The sequence below is a fragment of the Kineothrix sp. MSJ-39 genome, assembly GCF_018917935.1.
Taxonomy (GTDB): Bacteria; Bacillota; Clostridia; order Lachnospirales; family Lachnospiraceae; genus CAG-194.
The window spans coordinates 44,383-63,549 of sequence record NZ_JAHLPN010000017.1; the positions used below are offsets into that span (position 1 = coordinate 44,383).

The window sequence follows — 19,167 nt, forward strand, 5'->3', positions numbered from 1 at the left end:
CCTATTTACTTTCTGTAAAAAGAAACAGCACGGGTTAGTCCTTTCTAACCAGCGCTATTTTACCACATTTTTCTTATTATGCAAATATTTTTATGGAAACCCATGACTAGACCTGCCATTTATGCCAGCCAATTCAGATCGTCTTCTGCAATTCCGTGCGATCAGCATGCTTCCTCCAGCAGTTCTGTGCAATCTGCATGGCTTCTCCAGCAGCCCTACGCGATCCATGGCAGGATCGCATCCTCGATCGCCTGATACCGTGGCGAATCCAACACCTGCAGCAAAGCCTTGTAAGGATCTTTTTGGGTTTGATCAGCGGCAACCTTCATTGCATTTTGTGAAAAACCGGAAAGCAGGCACAGTCCTTCCTCGTTATCTACCATAGGAATGGTATCCGTTCTTCCACACACGTTCCAAAAGATCAGCCGTGGCATCCGATATCCCGCAGCTTTATACTTTCCTGCGATCCGGGCAAACAGCGTATCATTGACAGGTTTTCTCTTTTTTCCCAAAAAATAAGATGCAGTTGCCTCATCAAATTCCATATCCGAAATAATGAGCACCTGCTTGGGGAGCTCCTCCCGTGGCACATTCTCGCACTCTGCCATTGCAAGAAGCAGGTCAAATACAGCCTCAATATTCGTATTTGACATTTCATTATGTGCAAACATGATCTCCAGCTTATCCTTAAGACTTGTATGTTCTTTCAGATCAATAAACTGCGGATGATCGCTGAACGTAATGGCTTTGTTATGAAAGACACCACGAAGCTGCTCGGCAAAATAAATTGCCAGTGAATTACAGATCTCGATTGCCATAACAGAGCTGCTTCCGGATGCCATCTGAAACATGCTGCCTGAACCATCCGCCACCACAATGGCATCTTCAAAGCCCCAATCATTCTGAAAACCTTCCCGCACAATCTTCTTCCACATGAGTTCTGAAAGAAGATCTCCCTGCAAAACTCGGTAATAGCTGCTTTTGCCTGTGATCCGGTGTACGATCTCATAGGGCATCAGCCCCTTGGTATTCAGGTTACCTTCGCCTAACAATACCTTTTCCAGATACTCGATCCTTCTGTCCCGGTCATGTCTTTCAAATGCTTTGTCGTACAGTATATTGGCTTTTGCCGGAACCGTTTCATATGCAATATCTGCCCATGCTCCAGCAGACATTTTTGTTTCTATAACATTTGCATATGCCCGCAGCTTTGCCAGTGTCTTACGATATTCTTTCTGCGACATCTTAAAGTACCTGCAAAGCTTTCCCGCATACGCTCTTGTCTTTTTAGAAGATGTATTACAGCTGGGGAGCCATTTCCCAAGAAGAGATACCTGTTTTCCCGCTTCCATGGCTGCCAGATCCCGATCAAGCTGCTTTTTGTACATTCCCGCCACATCGCCCGCCAGCGGCGTATCCAGAAGGATAAGCGCATCATCATATCTGCCGTATTGGGGTACATAATTAAGGACAGCCCGTGCTATCTCCGATCGGGAAATTGCAAGATATTTCAGACACACCCGAAAGGTTCTTCTTTCTCCCAATCCTTCCAGAATATCCCGCACAAAGAAAAGCCACTTTACTGCATACCCCGGAGAATCATGAAAAACTTTCGTAAATTCCTGTACGATATATGCTTCCTCTCTTGCTCTGAGGGAAGAAACCTGAAAATTCAGATCCAGTAACGGTTTTGTGGTTGTTCTGTATCCGACAGCACCGTTTTCGGTTACTGATCTGTTATGATAGCCTTTGACAAACTGAACCGCACGGGATCCGGTGATATCCGTTTCCGCAATCTGCTGATCCATATATGCGCCATCAAACCAAAATGCTCTTTTCATAGGTTCCTCCTTTTCCGTGAAACACCAGACACATAGAAAACAGGACGTCAGGTCCCGCTGCTTGTATATTCTCATCATTTACCTAATCAAATCATCTGCTGTAAGTGTCTGTATCATTGATAAAACTATCTTATATTTCACGGTGTCAGTTGTCGAGCAACCGGTGGTTCAGACATTGATACAATGCTCTGTAAAATGCATACAAATTCTGCCCCTCCGACGGTCCTGACACACTTCCGTCACCCGCCTCAAGGATTTTCCAGCTTCCATCCGCCAGCTCTGCATAATCCAGCGTATAAAACGGAGAAGGAAGGGATCGATATCTTTCCAGTAAGTTTTTCGGCGGCTGAGGCGTGAAATTCCCCTGCAGGGAATTTCTCGATACAGACGCAATCTCATTTTCGATGTAGAACACGCGGTACTCATTTGTTGCTTTTCCGTATCTTGCCAGATCCACATATTCCTTAAAACATAACCCGCCGGAGAGCAGCTCCCCGCGGTATTGATAGAAAAGCTCCATGGCATTCCGGAAGGCTTCCTCCGTTGTATCTTTCGTAAAATAGGTCGGGAAATTTGTGCCTTTTACCGATTTCACATAATCCTTCACCATAAAGCGATCAAACTTCTTTTGTATATCCGCCAACGAGTATGCGTTACCGGACGGAACCGCAAGCATCTTTGGCGTATCTTCTTTGATCGCCTCATACACCTGTGGAAAATAATGAAAATATTGATACGCCTTGGGATCCGTAACCAGTGTGATTCCTTTCTCCTGCAGTTTGTGGTAGAAAGAAGCATACTGCTCTTCTTTCATCATCCAGCCGCGATATACTGCAGTGACAGGGGATGGGATTTCTTTGGATAATACAAGTACGCCATCGTGAAACCACTTTTCATAACTGAATAAAACAACCTCCCATAGCCCTGTATCTATCGCCGCTTCGTATTCATTTTGTATATCTTCGTCTATCTTTTTCCCATCAAAAAAGCTTGAGGGGAATAAAATTGTATGAACCATCAATCTCACCTTTTTTTGCGTTTATTTTGTTGTTTTTTCCTGAAATCAAAGAAATAATCTACACTTTTTATATCTCTGAGGCAGACATAGATTGTTATAAGCCCTTCCTGCTTATCTTCTGCATAATAGATCCTTCCTGCCTTACTGTACGAGCTTTTTCTGACCCTGTTGAGAACAGATCCGGCAAATTTATCCACATAGTTCTGTGTCATCCCCCAGTTTCCTTCTTCGTATAATTCCTGCCAGTTATTAAAGCTCATCCGCCGCTCTTCATACGCCTCATACATCTGCTTCACTTTTTCATATGCGCGCTTGCATTCCTCCGGTGTATGCTCTTCTTTTGAAAACTTTTTATCGGCTATTTCACCGTTTTCATCCATATTCGTGACAAGCTCCCAAAAGGATCTTCCGGTTATCCGGAACTTATTTTGATAATCCAGATACATATTGTACTCTTCATCATCAAAATCAGGCTCGCTGTCATAAAATTTTTCAACTGCAGATTCGCAGAAATAATGACGAAGCAGTTTTTCCAAAAATCTTTTTGATAGCTTCAGCTTCTTTGGTATTTCATTCCACCTCTTAAACGCCTGACGTGCAAATTCATTTTGTTTCTCAACCGATACCTTTTTATGTAACATTTCTACAACCTCCATAAAAGCATCATATCTTTCAGAGTAGTTGTTGTCGAGCAACCGGTGGTTCAGGCTACGCAGCTATAGAACATCCTAAACAAGTAGAAGAGGACACAAGGTCCTCTTCCACTAAAAGCTCCATTGGGCTTACATGATACAAAATTGCTAAGGCTACCAGATTATCGGCCTGAGGATAACACTTTCCTGCTTCCCACTTATACACAGCCTGGGTTGATTCAAACCCCATGTACTCCATGACCTGCTTCACAGAAATATTTCTCTGTCTGCGGATCTGTCTCATCCGCTCACCGCTGGCCACAATATCGAAATGTGGTCGTTCCATGTCGCGCCTCCTTTTGGAAAACTCATCGATTTGTCCTACAAAAATACCGCATGGCAATATCATAACACATAATTGGGGAAATGTGGTATTAACTTGTGGTTAAATTATAGCTTAACGATACATATGTAATTTATTCTTTATTTTTCACTATACTTGAATCATTACGAATCTTGTCATATGGGGGCTGTGGTTCCCTACACCATAGCATATTCAAATCAAATGAATGAGCTGCCAATTTCTGCTTCAGTTTCTTTTCTCTAATAAAATCCCTTTTAAAATCCGATTTGCTTTTTGAGTCGAGAAGTTCTTCAATGTGCTTAATATCCGTACTTCTGATAAGTTCATCCTCTATATTTTTTACCTGAGTAATGCAATATACATTCTTTACTCTTGAGGATTTCTTTGCCTTCCTGATATTTTCGTTAAGTATATCAATATTACCAGCATCTGTATCAAAAACAAAAATAAGAATTGTACCTTCCGATAACACTCTCAGCTTTAAATCCGTCAATTTTTCCTGAACAACATTCAAAACTTGAATCTTACCCGGCTGAATCAATCTCATATCCGTTTTTAATACCTCAATTAATCGCTTCTCATCGTCACCCTCTACAAAATACTGATAAATATCTTTCATCCTTACACCCTCCTTAAATGTCTGCCAAAGCAAACACTTTTTCCAACATAGGTGCTGAAGAAAAAAGATCATTTTGAACGGCGATCTTAACTGAATCTCTATTTTTCTTTACATACTCTCCTGCATTTACAACTGAAATATAACAGTTGTCACCGAATATCTCTTTTCTCAAAAAATTATAACTGTGTTTAGGAAAATCCATGTCTAAAATATCTGTATTATGCGTTGTAAAAAACAACTGACTATCTCCCTCAAGTTTTTGAACCATAAGAGATAGAAAAGCTTTTTCTATATCTGAATGGATGTATGAAAATTTTTCATCACAGTAAAAAAAACTATATCCTCCACATACCAATGCAGCAAACATATTGGCAAGACTAATACCTTCTTTTGTGCCACTGGAAAGTTTATCGTCTCCAACAATTATTCCATTCTTAATCATAATTGGTTCATTCCCTAAATGTATAACATAGGTGTCTTTTACCTCACTTACCTTTTCTACTTCCGTAATTAATGGATCCAGAGCCTGAAGTGTATTTTTTAAGATACTAAGATACCTCTTCTCATTTTCAGGAATATATCTTGATGTTACTCTTCTACTGTCTCTTGGGAACTCAAACGCCCACGATAATTTTTCAACTTTTTCAAGTTCCCGCAAAAAATCATGATTATATTCGCTTGTTGACTTCGCCTGCAATCTTTCCAAACATCTCTCATAAGTCTCAGTCTTATTAATTTCAATCTTTTCAACTTTCGTCAAAAAATTTTCACTAGTATAATCACATTCTTCTCTTTTTCCTTTTATAATAGAAGTAATTCTGTAAAAATTATCCCTGACAACAATCTGAATTTCGAATGTAGCATCCTTTTGGGTATCATTGATATATGTTATAAGATTAGTAAATTCTTTTCTATCAATAAAATTGAAAATAGACATAAGCATTCTTCCAATAGATGTTTTTCCAGATGCATTTGATCCCATCAATATATTAAGTTTCCTATATCTAAAATTAGGATGGTTCTGCAGATTTTCTACCATCTGATTTCCAACAATCTTCTTTGGATATGACATATTAATTTCAAAATCATTAAAAGCCATGTAATTATTTAGCTTTAAGTTCATCAAAATCATTTCTTTCACTCCTTATGCCATTTCTTCCCTTTTTAGGAACTAATACGATTATACTTTTATTATGATTGACTGTCAATAATTATACGCACTCATCCTCCGTTCTATTCATTTATATACTTCTATCATTAGATTTGCAGAATGTATTGAAATCCAATAATAATGAGGACGATAATTTCCCTGTTCCTTATTACTCATCAGATATTTATCCTGAACCAAGTCAAAAAATTCATCTTTGATATGGTAAGAATATCTCTGTCATATCTCCATAGACAATCTTTCTTTTGCGATAAAATTCCCCATCAGCAATCACTGATGGGGAACATTTACTTCTATCATTAGTAGATACAGCATCTTTGGAATAATCAACCTATTTTCATGTTTAGAAGTAGTCTTTTATTACATCCTGGCTCACTATTGTCGTAACTTTATCATAAAATAAAATATTTACTATTCTAGTATAACTTTGCGCCCGCCGGGATATGGTTGTCTACCATGATCAGATGGAGTTCTTCTTCCTCTGAATCCTTGAGGTTGTTTACTGCGGAAAGCAGCATACCACAGGACTCAATGCCCATCATGGCTCTCGGTGGCAGGTTGGTAATCGCGATCAGCGTCTTGCCAACCAGCTCTTCCGGCTCATAATATGCATGAATTCCGGAAAGGATCGTTCTGTCTGTGCCTGTACCATCGTCAAGCGTAAACTGTAACAGCTTTTTGCTCTTCGGTACTGCAACACACTCTTTTACCTTAACAGCTCTGAAATCAGATTTGCTGAATGTATCGAAATCTACTGCATCTTCGAATAACGGCTCTACCTTGACATTGCTGAAATCGATCTTGTCATTCGGTGTAAAGAAACCATTGTTGTCATTTGCGCCTGCTGCCTGTCCTTCAACAGCTTCGCCGTCTGCCTGTGCATCACCGGCTTTTGCATACTTCTTATCGGAGTCCAGTGACTTCATGGTCGGGAACAGCAGGACATCACGGATCGCCGGTGAATCGGTCAGCAGCATGACAAGTCTGTCGATACCGTATCCGATACCGCCTGTCGGTGGCATACCGATCTCCAGTGCATTTAAGAAGTCCTCATCTGTATGGTTGGCTTCTTCATCGCCGGCTTCAAAAGCTGCATCCTGTGCTGCGAAGCGCTCTCTCTGATCGATCGGATCGTTCAGCTCGGAATAAGCGTTACACATTTCCCATGTATTGATGAAAAGCTCGAAACGCTCTACCTTGCTTGGATCAGAAGGTTTCTTCTTTGTCAGCGGAGAAATAGCAACCGGATGATCCATAATAAACGTTGGCCGGATCAGCTCTTTCTCACAATATTCCTCAAAGAAGAGATTGATGATATCGCCCTTTGTATGGCGTTCTTCAAATTCGATGTTGTGCTCCTTGGCAAGTGCCTTGGCAGCTTCATCGCTTTCTACAGCATCAAAATCAATGCCTGCATATTTCTTGATGGCATCGTTCATGGTCAGGCGTGCAAACGGCTTACCAAAGTCAAGCTCGATTCCGTTGTACGTGAACTTTGTGCTGCCGCATACCTTTTCTGCCAGATAACGGAACATGCTCTCTGTCAGTTCCATCATGCCTTCATAATCTGTATATGCCTGATATAATTCCATCAGTGTAAATTCCGGATTGTGTCTTGTGTCCACACCTTCATTACGGAATACACGACCTATCTCGTAAACCCGCTCAAGACCGCCTACGATCAGCCTCTTCAGATAAAGCTCCAGAGAAATACGAAGCTTTACATCTTCATTCAGTGCATTGTAATGCGTTTCGAACGGTCTTGCTGCTGCACCACCTGCGTTGGCAACCAGCATCGGTGTTTCCACTTCCATGAAATCGCGTCCTGCGAGGAAATTACGGATCTCCTTGATGATCTGGGAGCGCTTGATGAAAACTTCCTTGCTGTCCTGATTCATGATCAGATCCACATATCTCTGACGATAACGGGTATCGGTATCTGTCAGTCCGTGGAACTTCTCCGGCAGGATCTGTAAGCTCTTGGAGAGAAGTGTCATCTTCTCTGCATGAATAGAGATCTCGCCTGTTCTTGTACGGAATACAAAGCCTTCCAGTCCATAGATATCACCGATATCTGCTTTCTTGAAGTCTGCATAAGAGTCTTCTCCGATGGAATCTCTTGCTACATAAACCTGAATGCTTCCCTGTAAATCCTGAATGTTACAGAAAGATGCTTTTCCCATGACACGCTTGAACATCATACGGCCGGCAATCGCTACATGCAGAGGATGAGCGTCCATAATGGCACGTTTTGCTTCATAATCTGCCTTCAGTGCTTCCTTTGCCTGTTCTTCATCCATTCCGGATACATCCGGCTCTTTATGGTCCTTCAAAAGCTCTGCTTCATGTGCTTCATAAAGCTTCTTTACTTCCATGGAATGGTGTGTCTGATTAAACTTTGTTATCTGAAAAGGATCCTTTCCTGCCTGCTGCAGGTTCGCCAGCTTTTCACGACGAACCTGCAGCAGCTGGTTGACATCCTGTGTCTGATTCTGATTCTTATCTCCCACGTTCTTATACTCCTGCTCTCTGAATTTCAAGTACCTGATATTCCAATTCTCCACCAGGTGTTTCTACCTTTACGATATCGCCTGTTTTGGCACCGATCAGTGCACGTCCTACAGGAGATTCATTGGAGATCTTTCCCTTTAAGCTGTTTGCCTCTGTAGAACCTACGATCTTGTAATCAAGCTCCTGATTCATTTCGATATCTAAAATCTTGACCTGACAGCCAACGTTAATCTTGTCGAGATCTACTTCATCTTCTACGATAACTTCGGCATTTTTTAAGATTTTTTCCAGCTCATCAATTCGTGCTTCGATGTCACGCTGCTCATCTTTTGCTGCATCATACTCAGCATTTTCGGATAAGTCACCCTGTGCTCTTGCTTCTTTGATCTTCTGCGCAACTTCCTGACGCTTAACGACCTTTAAATTTTCCAATTCATCTTCGTATTTCTTGAGACCTTCATAGGTTAAGATATTTTTCTTTGCTTCCACGACTTTCATCCTTTCTTTGCTTTGATACAGCGGGCATCTGCCGCCACTTTAACTTAGACATTATAGCCCACTCAAAAAGGTACTGTCAAGGTACTTTCGCAAGGTTTTACAGTGCATTCCGCACTCCTGCATCCCTCGGATTTTCCTTTTTGCACAGGAAGAATGTGCGGCAATATATACTGCTCCGGAAAATGCCACCGGAATCTCGCCGTTTTCGTCCAGAATGACCAGTTGTTCCCCTCTTCCTGCATCACCAGACTCATACTGTTGTATGGCTGCCAGATACAGAGGCAGCTTCCCATAGCCGCTGCAGCTTCCCACAAGTCCCGTTTCCTCATAGATCTCCTCCAGCATGTCTTCTGCCCTGTCCGTTCCGTATGCAGGAGCAAAAAAGACAAGTTCTCGCAGACAGAGTGCATGCTCCGCCAGAAACTGCGGCAGTTCATGATCCGTTTCCTCCGAAAGCAGGCAGAAAAGTGTGATCTGTCCCTGCTCCTCAAACAGTTTTCGCAGCATCGCCCTGCCAAAGGCAAGATAAAGTTTGCCGGGAAAATCCCACTTAAGCAGGTCTTCTCCCGGCAATCTCTTTTCCAGTGCTTCACTGGCTACTTTGTGCATGGGATCCAGAAAATCCACACACGCCGCTTGCGGTATTTCTTCTTTTTTATTTTTTTCAAATTTTCTTTTCCACAGATGGCGCAGCAATGTATGCAGGATCCGGTTGCTTTTCTTCTCCGCTTTTTTATGCCTGATCGTCCTGTCCGTCAGATGCTGCAGCAATTTTTCTTCCTTTATCCACACGCCCCAGATGCGGTAGTCTTCGATATCCACATAAGAAGGTGCTTTCTCCGGTTTTTCCCCCGTCAGGTAATAAAAATAGTCGTCCATATCACAGCTTATGCCGGAGAGAAAAGCTGTATGACTCTTTCACGCAGTTCTTCCATGCTTTCGATCTCGTTGATCTCGCCCCGCAGTCTGGCAGAATTTTTGAGTCCCGCCGAATACCATGCGATATGCTTACGCATTTCACGCACTGCGGTATATTCTCCTTTGTACTTGACCTGCAGGTCCGCATGTCTGAGTATTGTATCTCTGATCAGTGTTAGCGACGGCTTATCCGGCTGTTTCCCTGTTTCCAGAAAAGACGCGATCTGTCCGAAAATAAACGGATTTCCCCGCGCCGCACGCCCGATCATAATACCGTCACAGCCTGTCTGTTTCAACATCGTAGCCGCCGAAGCGCAGTCTGTGATATCACCGTTTCCGATGACCGGAACAGAAACTGCCTCTTTGACCTGTCTGATGATCTCCCAGTCTGCCTTGCCCGCATAATACTGCTCTCTGGTCCGTCCATGCACAGCGATCGCGGAAACGCCGCTGGCTTCTGCGATCTTTGCGATCTCTACCGCGTTGACATGTGCATCATCAAAGCCCTTGCGGATCTTGACCGTTACCGGCTTTTGAATCGCCTTTACGGTTTTGGTCAGGATCTCTTCCACCAGCTTCGGATTTTTCATCAGTGCGGAGCCTTCTCCGTTATTGACTACCTTTGGCACCGGACAGCCCATATTGATGTCCAGAATATCAAACGGCTTTTCCTCGATCTTTTTCGCCATTTCACTGATAATATCAGGATCTGAGCCAAACAACTGCAGCGAAACCGGCTTTTCCTCCGGATGGATCTCCATCAGCAGCTCTGTATTTTTATTGTTATAATAGATCGCCTTTGCCGATACCATCTCCATACAGAGAAGTCCTGCCCCGTACTCTTTGCAGAGCAAACGAAATGGCAGGTCTGTTACACCTGCCATCGGAGCCAGTACAACCGGATTTTCAAGGCTGACATTTCCTATTTTCAGCTTTTTATTCATGCTTCTTTTCCTGTCTGTTTTTCTGGTAAATGATCCGCAGTCCGTCCAGTGTCAGCGTCGAATCATAATAATCAATCAGCGCAGTTTCTTTGGAAATCGCTCTTCCCAGACCGCCTGTTGCAACAACCTTCATATTATCACAGCCCGTTTCCTTTTTCATCTGGCGGATGATATATTCCGTCTGTCCGATCTGTCCGTACATGATACCTGCCTGCATGCTCGTTACCGTATCGCCCGCTAAAATACTGTCCGGTTTTTTGATCTCAAATGCCGGCAGTTTTGCTGCATTTTCAGAAAGTGCCGCAGCGGAAATACGGATTCCGGGCGCAGTTACCCCTGCCATCAAACAGCCATCCTCCGATACATAATCGTAAGTTGTCGCCGTACCGAAATCCAGCACCAGGATCGGTCCGCCGTATTTCTCATAGGCAGCGACCGCATCTACCACACGGTCTGCACCAAGCTCCCGCGGATTCTTCGTCTTTACCTGGATCCCTGATTTTGTCCCCGGTCCGACTACGATCGGATTCGTTCCGATATAACGGATCATGGCACTTGTCAGCGAATGCATCACGTTTGGTACAACACTTGCCACAATGCTGCCTTCAATATCAGTCCGCTTTACCCCGTTCATATGCAGCAGATCACGGATCACGATCCCGTATTCATCCGAGGTACGCTGTACCTTTGTCGTCATACGGAATGTTGTCACAAGTTTTTCTTCTTCATATGCGCCAAACGTAATATTTGTGTTTCCCACATCCAGTACTAATATCATCTTACGTTTCATCCTCCAGTGTAATATCTTCTTTCAGTACAAATACTCTGTAGAAAAGCTGCAGCTCCTCAAACAGCGTCTGTCTGTGCCTGCGGATCTCACTCACCAGCAGTCCTGCTGTGATATCATCATATAAAATATCCTCTTCCGCAGCCTCTGTCTCCATGGAAATGCTGCCATCCGGTTCAAACACGATCAGGAAAACGCCACCTGCTTCTTCTGTAAACAACACACAGATGATATGCAATTCTTCCTTAACCGATTCCGGTACGGAATCAAACAGTGGATTGAAATAGTATTTTTTTTCGTATGCATTGGAACCGCACAGAACAATTCTGCCGTCTGCCATACGGTCTTTCATTTGCAGATCAGACATAGCCATATATTCCTCTTACGGAAACTTCACCGGCATATACCTCCGTCACGCTTCCGTCTTCCTTTTTTACTAAAAGCTCACCGCTCTTGTTGATACCAAGCGCTGTTCCCGAAAACTCACCCTTCGGATCCAGAACACGTACCTGCGCATTCCGGTTCACCAGTCTGTCATTGTATTCTTCCAGAATGGCGGAAAGATCGCCAGCCTGTATAAACTTCTCATAATAGTTTTCAAAATATGACATCACCGCAGCGATCACAGATGCCCTCTGCACAGGATGTCCCATTTCAATACAGAGAGAGGTTGCTGTTTTTGCAATCTCCTCCGGGAACTCTGTCTGATTGACATTAATACCGACACCAATGATCACATGATTGATGTAATCCAGCTCCGCACTCATTTCCGTCAGAATGCCACAGATCTTTTTCTGATGCAATACAACATCGTTCGGCCACTTGATCCCTGTTTCCTGTCCTGTCACCTCTGCAATACCGTCACAGACCGCAAGTGCCATGACAAGTGTCAGCATGGAAGCCTTATTCGGTGAGATCTCCGGTTTTAGGCCAAGAGACATAAAAATGGCATGTCCGCTTGGAGATTCCCAGCTTCTGCCTCTGCGTCCTTTGCCTGCACGCTGCATATCCGCCACCACAAGTGTACCCTGCACACCCTCTTCTTCCATATACCGCTTGCAGTCCGTATTGGTCGAATCCGTCACATCATAGTAATAAAGCTTTCTTGCCATATAGTCTGTGGTCAGTCTGCTCTCTATTTCACTGACAGAAAGGATATCCGGTGTCTGCAGAAGATGATAGCCTTTATTCGGAACCGCTTCGATCTGATAGCCTTCCTCCTTCAACTGGTTCATCACCTTCCAGACTGCTGTCCGGGAAACACCAAGTGTTTCACAGATCTGCTGTCCGGACAGATATCCGTCCTGTTCTCTGAGTAATTTTAATATTTCCGTTTTCATTATCCTGTCCTTATGCGCCAAGTGTTGCTGCCATCACGGCCTTGATCGTATGCATACGGTTTTCTGCTTCGTCAAATACAACAGACTGCTCTGATTCAAACACTTCATCCGTTACTTCCATTTCAGTTACGCCGAACTGCTCGCCTTTTTCTTTTCCGATCTTCGTCTTCAGGTCATGGAATGCAGGCAGACAATGCATAAAAATGGCTCCTTCAGCCGCATTGTCCATCAGCTTTTTGTTGACCTGATAAGGGGAAAGATCTCTGATCCTTTCTGCCCAGACTGCATCAGGTTCTCCCATGGAAACCCATACATCTGTGTAAATAACATCTGCGTCCTTTGTACCTTCCATCGGATCTTCCGTAAAGGTCAGCTTTGCACCTGTTTCTTTTGCGATCTCTTCACAGGTTTTGATCAGTTCCTGATCCGGGAAGTAAGCCTTTGGTGCGCAGGCTCTGAAATCCATACCAAGCTTTGCGCAGGTTACCATCCAGGAATTTCCCATATTATAACGGGCATCTCCCATATATGCAAGTTTTACGCCTTTGATCCTGCCCAGTTTTTCACGGATCGTCAGAATATCTGCCAGCATCTGGGTCGGATGGAATTCATTTGTCAGTCCGTTCCAGACAGGCACTTTGGAATACTGTGCAAGTTCTTCCACGATAGACTGGTCAAATCCTCTGTACTCGATACCGTCATACATGCCTGCAAGCACTCTTGCGGTATCTGCAATACTCTCTTTTTTACCGATCTGGGAACCTGTCGGGTCCAGATAAGTCGTTCCCATACCAAGATCATGCGCTGCCACTTCAAAAGAGCAGCGTGTTCTGGTGGATGTCTTTTCAAAGATCAGTGCTACATTTTTACCATGCAGGCTGTCATGCAGTTTTCCCTTTTTCTTCATTTCCTTGTATTCTGCTGCCAGATCGACCAGATACAGGATCTCCTCCGGTGTATAATCAAGCAGTTTCAAAAAATCGCGTCCTTTTAAATCTATCTTACTCATATGCTGTCCTTTCCTATCTGTTTCTGTCTGTAAATATATTTCCGGCTGCTATTTAGCACCATATTCCCGAATAAAGGGATCACTTCTTACGAAGCCATCCCTTTACCTGTTTCCTACAGTTTTATTTTAAACTTCTTACTTTGAAATTACTTCTTTAAAAGTGGTTGCCAGTGATGCAACCCCCTGCAGGTCGGAAGGGATAATGATCTTTGTGGATTCTCCCTCAGCAACCTTTTCCAGTGCCTCCAGACTCTTGATCTGCAGAACCTTTTCATCTGCGCCTGCTTCACGGATCATGCGGATACCGTCTGCATTTGCCTGCTGTACCTTTAAGATTGCAGCAGCTTCACCTTCTGCCTCGCGGATCATCTTTTCCTTCTGTGCTTCCGCACGCAGGATAGCAGACTGCTTTTCAGCCTCTGCTTCCAGAATTGCAGATTCTTTCTTACCTTCTGCAACAAGGATCGTAGACTTCTTCTCACCTTCCGCACGCAGGATGGATTCACGTCTTTCACGCTCTGCCTTCATCTGCTTCTCCATTGCATCCTGAATTGCTGCAGGTGGGATGATGTTTTTCAGCTCTACACGGTTTACTTTGATACCCCATGGGTCAGTTGCAATATCCAGTGTTGTGCTCATCTTTGTATTGATGATCTCTCTGGATGTCAGTGTCTGGTCAAGTTCCATATCACCGATGATGTTACGAAGTGTTGTAGCTGTCAGGTTTTCGATTGCCATGATCGGATTCTCAACACCGTATGCAAACAGCTTCGGATCTGTGATCTGGTAAAATACAACAGTATCGATTCGCATGGTAACGTTATCTTTTGTGATAACCGGCTGTGGTGCGAAATCCACTACCTGCTCTTTTAATACAACTCTTTTGGCGATCTTATCAATAAAAGGCGTCTTAAAATGAAGTCCTACAGACCATGTTCCCTGATAAGCGCCCAGACGCTCCACTACATAAGCCTGTGCCTGCGGTACGATCTTAATACAACTTGCAAGTACCCAGATCACGATTACAAGTAAAACAAGTGCGGTAATAAGTGTTCCCATTTTTAATCCTCTTTTCTTTCTTCAACAATTAGTTTTACGCCGTCGATCGCCTTTACGATCACAACGCTTCCTACCGGAATTTTCACTCCGTTTTTCTCCGTCCTTGCAGTCCATTCTTTTCCCTGCAATGTCACACGACCGATCTGTTCCAGATTGTCGATCTCACCAACAACGATCGCTTCCTGTCCGATCAGGCTTTCAATATTGGTCCTGACTCTGTCTTTATTGAAATATTTGACTGCGATCGGTCTGGTAAATAACAGCAGTATGAAAGATACCAGAATGAAGCTGACGACCTGCACCGGAAACGGTACGGAAAACATAGCCAGAATAGCTGCAATAAGCGCGCCGCCTGCAAACCAGATTGTTGTCAGTCCCATCGTTGCAATTTCAATCACGATGCATACTACAAGTACTGCCAGCCAGAATAATGACTGTGACGTAGAAAGTAATCCCAATAATGTCATCTGCTTCTCCTTTCCCCTTTTGACTTCTGTTTACAGGCTCTGCCTGTATAAAGGAATCATACTATACTTTGCCTGTTTATTCAAGCAATTTACCCCGTATTTACATTTCATTTACCGGGCAATAAACAATACACCGAGCGTTCCCGGCCCACAATGGCTGGAAACAACGCCTCCTGCTCTTGTCTCCAGTACTTCTTCAAAAACACCCAGCCCTTCCAGATAACTTCTTGTCTCCTCGACAATGGCTCTGTCGCAGCCGGAATGTGTGATAAAAACCCGCTCCGGTCTTGCGAGGCGCAGTTCATCCTCCATATCCGTCACATAAGCACGCACTACAGACGCCAGCTTTCCTCTGTATTTTTTTGCCACACCCATGGCGCCGTCTTTTACCAGAATCTTTGGATGCAGTTTCAGCACACTGCCTGCCAGAGTTGCCACACCACTGCATCTGCCTCCTCTGTGGAGATAGGTCAGCGTATCCACCACAAAGCTGGCTCTGACACGTGGACGCAGATCATAGATCCGTTCCGTGATCTCCACGGCAGTTTTGCCTTCCTGTGCCATCTGTGCTGCCTCCACCACCAGAAGCCCGATCCCGGTGGACAGATTTTCCGAATCGATCACCGTCACCAGACCATCCGCATGCAGTTCTTCCACTGCAAGCCGCATCACATTTCCCGAGGTGGACATGCTGTCCGAGATGGAAAAACAGATCACTTCTCTTTCCGCCTCCACAAACGGCCGGATCAGTGCAATTGCCTGCTCAAGCCCCGGTGCTGAAGTTTTCGGCGTTGTCTTATGTGCATCGGACCATGCAAAGATCTCTTCCGGTGTAATGGTCTTTCCGTCCTCATATTCTTCCTCTCCTAACAAAATATGCAAAGGCAGGATGGATATATCATACTTTTGGATCAGTTCTTCTGAAAGGTCACATGTACTGTCTGCAATTATTTTTACCATTTCACTTTCCTTCTTTTCATTTCTTTGCGCTCATTATACTCATAAAATGCCCATCTAGCAAGTATACCACTCTAAAACACAGAGACGAAACATAAAAAAGCCGTTACTCCAGAGCAATGCCTGCATCTGAAATAACAGCTTTTATCAATTTCTATATTTACCAAAATACGTGATTACCGATCACAACACCTGCCTGACCACTGCTGGCTGCCTTAAAATGAGTTGCACCGCCCACATTGGTCGCACCGTTGATCGCTGCCTGTGCTGCTTCTACGCAGGAAGCACTTGGTCCGTTTGCGATCACTGCTGCCACTTTACCGTTCGTTGCAGGTGGAAACTGTGATGGTGCATTGACAACGCCGCTTACCGAACCCGGATAAGAGCCGCTTCTGACACGGTTCATAACAACTGCACCGACTGCCAGCTTTCCTTCATAGGATTCTCTGCCCGCTTCACACTGGATCAGTGCTGCGAGTAATGTCACATCGGATGTCTCACAGCTGACTGCGCCACGATTCTCACTCAGTTTCTTTTTTTCTTCTTCTTTCTTTTCTGCTTCGATCTGCTCGTTTGTCTTTCCTGTTTCTACTGTAAAAGCTACATCCACATAATCCGCACTGACATAGCCCTGTGTATCTTCATCTACCTGTACTGTTACCCAGCCATCTGCTTCTTCTACCGCTGTAACAGATTCTCCAAGTGCAAGTACGGTATAAATGCCTGCTTCTTCATTTGCTTCTTTTCTGACACGAAGTGCATCTGTTTTAACAGTTGCTTTCAGGGATCCAACTTCCTGCTGCATTGCTTCTGCTTCATCGCCGAATAAAAGGAATTCATCCTTCGTCCAGCCTGTCAGCTCACCGCTTGTCAGCTTTGTCCAGCCATCTGCCTGCTCAAGGATCGTACCGCCGCAGTTCTTATACAGCTTACCGGCTACTTCCGCTTCCTCGTTTGGCTCTACTCTGACATTGACCGCATCATTGACATTTGCCATAACCACATCAGAAGATTCCTCTTCTTCCACCGCTTCTTCTATGGCTGCACCTGCATCTACCTCTGTCACTGCTGCCAGCTCCTCTCCATCCTTTTCCAGATAGAGGGCTGCACCTGCCTGCAGATCCGTGTTATCTGTCTTCTGCTCCGCATCTCCATAGGCACCGTTCATTACTGCTGTGGCACCTGCATGAAGTGTTACCTCATCCTGTAAGTTGTCTGCCTGCACCGGTGTCTGTACACCTGTCAGTACGATGGCTGCTGTCATAAGACCCGCCAGACTTCTTTTCAGAATTTCTTTTTTACTAAACATAAAGCCTCCCATGTAAACGCATAGGTTTATTTCTTAACTTTTTTATAAGACTACGTTACATTTCTGTTGCATTTGTTACAAAAATGTTAAATCTTATATGAGAGACTATAACAGATTCTTCACACTTTGTCAAATTTTGGGCGTTCAGACGCCCAATTCACCGCAATATGCTTGCAAAAACAATAAAAGAAATGAAGGAAAGGGCTCCGACAAACCAACCGAATATGGTCTTTTGTCTCTTCTCACCTATGGTAAATAAGTAAGCACATACTATACATATAGTTAGCCACAATGGATAGAATGTTCGATTTCCAGATGCATAAATTGTTGGAGAAAATCCAAGCGCCACTCTGCTTAATAATCCAAAAACAAGTAATGGAATCAGAATGTAAAAACAGGGATCTAATTTTTCCTTATTTTGTATAAGCAACCAAACCGCCAGAAGAAGCGATACCCAAAAAAGTACCATAATAAACAGCGGAACCCATGTTCGTATCTGATCAAAATCTGTAAGATCTGATACCCCATAATATCCCACTTCTTTTGTCTTATATAAATAAGGGAATATACCCGAGAGTATATTATACCCAGGACCATATAGACAGCATAGACCAAATGGAAGCATGCAAACCATTTTCTCCAATCGGTTCTTGCATGCGCCAAATGAAATAACAACCAGCATTCCTGTCATAACAAGCCAAGTTGCATCCCCGCCCAATACCGTTTCCTTCATTGTTGTGGAAAACCCTATATTTATCTTTTGTAAAAAAGATAGCATGCCATATTCCGGGAAAGAATTACCAATCTCTTGCATAATTCTATTTTCTTTTCCCGGAGCAGAAAAAGTAAATACAGCGACCATAATGCTTGTCAAAATTCCTACACAGGTACAGATATTTATCTTTTTTTGAAACGAATCCATCATAAAAAAGAATAGCTGTATTCCCAATAAGATAACCAAATATTGTTCCATATCCGCTGCAAATGTTGTTAACACAATTTCTGCTATTATGAATCCGCATTTTGATTTTCCCGTTTCCAATCTAGGGTATCGGATACAAACAATAAGTGCGTACAACATAAAAACAGCCGGCCAAATATAATAAAGTGATGTGATTGTAAATCCGCAATCGTAAAAAGAGACATAGGGAAAAAGCAAAAGCAAGAAGCCTACAAACCATTGTGTATTTGTTTCATGATTATCAATCAGCAATAATATTCCAAACATTTCCAGTAAAATCATAGCTGTATTCATAAGTTTGAAAAGCATTAGTGGATAATGATGGGTAAATGCTCCCAACATATCCCACAGTATTCTGCTTGACCACGTCATATAATATTTCTTTGCAATTTGTGGCAGACTCATCTGATCGAGCAAATCAGCATAAAGAAATTCATCTCCTGTCCAAGCCTGCATCAAAAGCTGAAGCATAAGCCATACAAAAGCAATTAATAATAATGGATAGTATGCTACTATACCTTGTTTTAATTTATTGTTCGTTTTTTTTATCCAATTCAATTTTCAATCCTCTGCAGTTCCCATATAACTTCCTGTATGTATGACATACGAATTTTCATTGTTTATTGTTATCAGATAGCAGATTTCAGAGTCTGTGAAAGTTTTTCTGTAAATAGGATTTTAAGGTCTTCTATGATAAAATATAAAATCATAGGAGGCCTTATTTTATGGCAAGACAAAAGAAACCAGTACACAAAGTACAAATGA

The 19,167-nt window shown here is 43.3% G+C and carries 19 protein-coding genes; all 19 read right to left on the minus strand.

All coding sequences use genetic code 11. The features are described from left to right. Positions 1-215: 215 nt before the first annotated feature. A complete protein-coding gene (locus KQI22_RS10770) occupies positions 216-1,841 on the minus strand; it encodes a DUF2828 family protein (RefSeq protein WP_216552195.1) in 1,626 nt (541 codons plus the stop codon). A 145-nt stretch (positions 1,842-1,986) separates the two neighbouring features. Then, complete coding sequence (locus KQI22_RS10775) at positions 1,987-2,859, minus strand: ATP-grasp domain-containing protein (RefSeq protein WP_216552197.1); 873 nt, start codon at positions 2,857-2,859, stop codon at positions 1,987-1,989. A gap of 5 nt (positions 2,860-2,864) precedes the next feature. After that, positions 2,865-3,500 (minus strand): hypothetical protein, encoded by a 636-nt coding sequence (locus tag KQI22_RS10780; RefSeq protein WP_216552199.1) that lies wholly within the window; start codon positions 3,498-3,500, stop codon positions 2,865-2,867. Positions 3,501-3,567: 67 nt separating this feature from the next. Beyond that, positions 3,568-3,837 carry a helix-turn-helix domain-containing protein gene (locus KQI22_RS10785; protein WP_216552201.1) on the minus strand — a complete coding sequence of 90 codons (270 nt, stop codon included), beginning with the start codon at positions 3,835-3,837 and terminating at the stop codon, positions 3,568-3,570. A 130-nt stretch (positions 3,838-3,967) separates the two neighbouring features. After that, positions 3,968-4,474 carry a hypothetical protein gene (locus KQI22_RS10790; protein WP_216552203.1) on the minus strand — a complete coding sequence of 169 codons (507 nt, stop codon included), beginning with the start codon at positions 4,472-4,474 and terminating at the stop codon, positions 3,968-3,970. A gap of 13 nt (positions 4,475-4,487) precedes the next feature. Next, entirely contained in the window at positions 4,488-5,615 is a 1,128-nt protein-coding gene (locus KQI22_RS10795; protein ID WP_216552205.1) for an AAA family ATPase, read from the minus strand. Positions 5,616-6,058: 443 nt separating this feature from the next. Then, positions 6,059-7,942: a lysine--tRNA ligase gene (gene lysS, locus KQI22_RS10800; RefSeq protein ID WP_253293608.1), complete on the minus strand. Its 1,884-nt coding sequence runs from the start codon at positions 7,940-7,942 to the stop codon at positions 6,059-6,061. A gap of 214 nt (positions 7,943-8,156) precedes the next feature. Continuing rightward, on the minus strand, positions 8,157-8,642 hold the full coding sequence (gene greA, locus KQI22_RS10805) for a transcription elongation factor GreA (RefSeq protein ID WP_442905256.1): 486 nt from the start codon (positions 8,640-8,642) through the stop codon (positions 8,157-8,159). Between the two features lie 60 nt (positions 8,643-8,702). Beyond that, positions 8,703-9,530, minus strand: coding sequence for a hypothetical protein (locus tag KQI22_RS10810; RefSeq protein WP_216552211.1), 828 nt, complete (start codon positions 9,528-9,530; stop codon positions 8,703-8,705). Between the two features lie 8 nt (positions 9,531-9,538). After that, positions 9,539-10,513, minus strand: coding sequence for a tRNA dihydrouridine synthase DusB (gene dusB, locus KQI22_RS10815; RefSeq protein WP_216552213.1), 975 nt, complete (start codon positions 10,511-10,513; stop codon positions 9,539-9,541). After that, complete coding sequence (locus tag KQI22_RS10820; RefSeq protein WP_216552215.1) at positions 10,506-11,291, minus strand: type III pantothenate kinase; 786 nt, start codon at positions 11,289-11,291, stop codon at positions 10,506-10,508. The genes dusB and KQI22_RS10820 overlap by 8 nt, the downstream gene beginning before the upstream one ends. A gap of 1 nt (position 11,292) precedes the next feature. Beyond that, on the minus strand, positions 11,293-11,673 hold the full coding sequence (locus KQI22_RS10825) for a DUF6145 family protein (protein WP_022003980.1): 381 nt from the start codon (positions 11,671-11,673) through the stop codon (positions 11,293-11,295). Further along, positions 11,660-12,640 carry a biotin--[acetyl-CoA-carboxylase] ligase gene (locus KQI22_RS10830; protein ID WP_216552217.1) on the minus strand — a complete coding sequence of 327 codons (981 nt, stop codon included), beginning with the start codon at positions 12,638-12,640 and terminating at the stop codon, positions 11,660-11,662. The genes KQI22_RS10825 and KQI22_RS10830 overlap by 14 nt, the downstream gene beginning before the upstream one ends. 10 nt (positions 12,641-12,650) lie before the next feature. Beyond that, on the minus strand, positions 12,651-13,640 hold the full coding sequence (gene argF / locus KQI22_RS10835; protein WP_216552233.1) for an ornithine carbamoyltransferase: 990 nt from the start codon (positions 13,638-13,640) through the stop codon (positions 12,651-12,653). A gap of 144 nt (positions 13,641-13,784) precedes the next feature. Next, complete coding sequence (locus tag KQI22_RS10840; RefSeq protein ID WP_216552218.1) at positions 13,785-14,708, minus strand: SPFH domain-containing protein; 924 nt, start codon at positions 14,706-14,708, stop codon at positions 13,785-13,787. A 2-nt stretch (positions 14,709-14,710) separates the two neighbouring features. Then, a complete protein-coding gene (locus KQI22_RS10845; RefSeq protein WP_216552220.1) occupies positions 14,711-15,175 on the minus strand; it encodes an NfeD family protein in 465 nt (154 codons plus the stop codon). Positions 15,176-15,286: 111 nt separating this feature from the next. Next, positions 15,287-16,135: a DegV family protein gene (locus tag KQI22_RS10850; protein WP_216552222.1), complete on the minus strand. Its 849-nt coding sequence runs from the start codon at positions 16,133-16,135 to the stop codon at positions 15,287-15,289. Between the two features lie 157 nt (positions 16,136-16,292). Further along, entirely contained in the window at positions 16,293-17,441 is a 1,149-nt protein-coding gene (locus tag KQI22_RS10855) for a cell wall hydrolase (RefSeq protein ID WP_216552224.1), read from the minus strand. Positions 17,442-17,598: 157 nt separating this feature from the next. Then, positions 17,599-18,960 carry a DUF6056 family protein gene (locus tag KQI22_RS10860; RefSeq protein ID WP_216552226.1) on the minus strand — a complete coding sequence of 454 codons (1,362 nt, stop codon included), beginning with the start codon at positions 18,958-18,960 and terminating at the stop codon, positions 17,599-17,601. Positions 18,961-19,167: the final 207 nt, after the last annotated feature.

Bases quoted from the DNA above. Each gene is read 5' to 3' on its own strand.
- KQI22_RS10770 (WP_216552195.1), bottom strand. From the start codon at position 1,841: ATGAAAAGAGCATTTTGGTTTGATGGCGCATATATGGATCAGCAGATT.
- KQI22_RS10775 (WP_216552197.1), bottom strand. From the start codon at position 2,859: ATGGTTCATACAATTTTATTCCCCTCAAGCTTTTTTGATGGGAAAAAG.
- KQI22_RS10780 (WP_216552199.1), bottom strand. From the start codon at position 3,500: ATGTTACATAAAAAGGTATCGGTTGAGAAACAAAATGAATTTGCACGT.
- KQI22_RS10785 (WP_216552201.1), bottom strand. From the start codon at position 3,837: ATGGAACGACCACATTTCGATATTGTGGCCAGCGGTGAGCGGATGAGA.
- KQI22_RS10790 (WP_216552203.1), bottom strand. From the start codon at position 4,474: ATGAAAGATATTTATCAGTATTTTGTAGAGGGTGACGATGAGAAGCGA.
- lysS (WP_253293608.1), bottom strand. From the start codon at position 7,942: ATGGATGAAGAACAGGCAAAGGAAGCACTGAAGGCAGATTATGAAGCA.
- KQI22_RS10810 (WP_216552211.1), bottom strand. From the start codon at position 9,530: ATGGACGACTATTTTTATTACCTGACGGGGGAAAAACCGGAGAAAGCA.
- dusB (WP_216552213.1), bottom strand. From the start codon at position 10,513: ATGAATAAAAAGCTGAAAATAGGAAATGTCAGCCTTGAAAATCCGGTT.
- KQI22_RS10820 (WP_216552215.1), bottom strand. From the start codon at position 11,291: ATGATATTAGTACTGGATGTGGGAAACACAAATATTACGTTTGGCGCA.
- KQI22_RS10825 (WP_022003980.1), bottom strand. From the start codon at position 11,673: ATGGCTATGTCTGATCTGCAAATGAAAGACCGTATGGCAGACGGCAGA.
- KQI22_RS10830 (WP_216552217.1), bottom strand. From the start codon at position 12,640: ATGAAAACGGAAATATTAAAATTACTCAGAGAACAGGACGGATATCTG.
- KQI22_RS10840 (WP_216552218.1), bottom strand. From the start codon at position 14,708: ATGGGAACACTTATTACCGCACTTGTTTTACTTGTAATCGTGATCTGG.
- KQI22_RS10845 (WP_216552220.1), bottom strand. From the start codon at position 15,175: ATGACATTATTGGGATTACTTTCTACGTCACAGTCATTATTCTGGCTG.
- KQI22_RS10850 (WP_216552222.1), bottom strand. From the start codon at position 16,135: ATGGTAAAAATAATTGCAGACAGTACATGTGACCTTTCAGAAGAACTG.
- KQI22_RS10855 (WP_216552224.1), bottom strand. From the start codon at position 17,441: ATGTTTAGTAAAAAAGAAATTCTGAAAAGAAGTCTGGCGGGTCTTATG.